The sequence below is a fragment of the Inquilinus limosus MP06 genome (assembly GCF_000767795.1).
Taxonomy (GTDB): domain Bacteria; phylum Pseudomonadota; class Alphaproteobacteria; order DSM-16000; family Inquilinaceae; genus Inquilinus; species Inquilinus limosus_E.
In genome coordinates, this window is sequence record NZ_JANX01000958.1 from 1 (window position 1) to 1393 (window position 1393).

3 protein-coding genes are annotated in these 1393 nt (G+C 71.4%); 2 read left to right on the forward strand and 1 reads right to left on the reverse strand.

The window, feature by feature from the left end; all coding sequences use genetic code 11:
- A partial coding sequence (locus P409_RS39735) for a hypothetical protein (RefSeq protein ID WP_161790531.1) occupies positions 1-238 on the forward strand: 238 nt, incomplete at its 5' end.
- On the opposite strand, the gene P409_RS34375 is transcribed toward P409_RS39735, so the two are convergent.
- Positions 235-720 carry an Lrp/AsnC family transcriptional regulator gene (locus P409_RS34375; protein ID WP_034849359.1) on the reverse strand — a complete coding sequence of 162 codons (486 nt, stop codon included), beginning with the start codon at positions 718-720 and terminating at the stop codon, positions 235-237. The two genes, P409_RS39735 and P409_RS34375, sit on opposite strands and share 4 nt — an antisense overlap.
- Positions 721-859: 139 nt before the next feature.
- On the opposite strand from P409_RS34375, the gene P409_RS34380 reads away from it, so the two are divergent.
- Positions 860-1345, forward strand: a complete 486-nt coding sequence (locus P409_RS34380; RefSeq protein WP_081992216.1) for an MFS transporter — start codon at positions 860-862, stop codon at positions 1343-1345.
- Positions 1346-1393 lie beyond the last annotated feature (48 nt).

Sequence of the window (1393 nt, forward strand, 5' to 3'; positions counted from 1 at the left end):
GGCCCCGCGCCATCCGGCTGCTGCCGGCGGGCACGTCGGGCGACCGGCTGGTGGCCGGCACCGCCCGGCGGTGCTGCACAGCGCCACCACGGTGACGGTGGAGGCCGAGACGCCGCTGTCGCCCGACCCGATCCGGATCGAGGCCGACCGCTACACCCCGGACCTTCCGGCGGTGTCGGTCGGCGACCCGCTGACCCTGCGCCTGCCGCCGCCCTTCGTCTTCCCGGCGGAGCGTTAGCCGCGGTCCTGGGACGGCAAATGGCCCAGCGGCAGCCGCGCGTCCGGCTTGACTGCCTTGATCGCGAAATTGCTGCGCACATCGGTCACGCCGGGCAGCTTCAGCAGCGTTCCCAGCAGGAACCGCTCATACCCCGCCAGATCCGGCACCACGACCTGGAGCAGGAAATCGGCCTCGCCGGACACCAGGTGGCAGGTGATGACCTCCGGCAGGGTCTGGACGGCCTCCCAGAAGGTCGGCGTCGCCTCGGCCGGGCGGTGCGCGACCTTGACGCCGACGAAGACGGTGAGGCCCAGGCCCAGCGCCTCCCGGTCCAGCGCCGCGTGGTAGCCGCGGATGACCCCGCCAGCCTCGAGCGCCTTGACGCGACGCAGGCACGGCGACGGCGACAGGCCCGCCCTGTCCGCCGGCTCGACATTGGTCAGCCGCCCATCCGCCTGCAGCTCGCGCAGGATCCTGATATCGATGGGGTCGAGATCCATTTTGGCATGCTTCTCCAATTTCTGACGCCAAGGCGGCGGATCATGCCATATCGGCCCAGTCCATTGGCATAGTTCGGCAGGACCTGCCTGCCGAGGGGGTGCTAGACACTCGCGATCACGGCGGAACGAGAGCTCCGGGATGGCGCGGGCACGGGACATTCGGATCTGGGTTCTCGCTTTGGGAACCTTCGCGATCGGCACGGACGTCTTCGTGGTGTCGGGCATCCTGCCGGCGATCGCGGCGCAGTTCGGCACCGATCTCGACGCGGCGGGGCAGACGGTCACGGCCTATGCCCTGACCTACGCCCTCGCCGCGCCGCTGCTGGTGCCGCTGACGGCCGCGCTGCGGCAGGTCCGGGTCGTCATCGTCACGCTGGCGATCTTCGCGCTGGCGAATGCGCTGTGCGCGGCGGCGCCAACCTATTGGACGCTGATGGCCATGCGCGTCGTCGCCGGCGCGGTCGCGGCGCTCTATACCTCGACCGCCTATGCCCTGGCGGCGTCCCGGGCGGAGCCGCATCGCAAGGGCGCGGCGATCGCCACCGTGGCGCTCGGGCTGACGGCGTCAGCCGTGTTCGGGGTTCCGCTCGGTACGCGATCGGGGAGGCCCTGGGCTGGCGCATGACGTTCTGGCTGATCACGGCGCTGTCGGCGGCGGCGGTCGCGGCCCTGG

Bases quoted from the DNA above. Each gene is read 5' to 3' on its own strand.
- P409_RS34380 (WP_081992216.1), top strand. From the start codon at position 860: ATGGCGCGGGCACGGGACATTCGGATCTGGGTTCTCGCTTTGGGAACC.
- P409_RS34375 (WP_034849359.1), bottom strand. From the start codon at position 720: ATGGATCTCGACCCCATCGATATCAGGATCCTGCGCGAGCTGCAGGCG.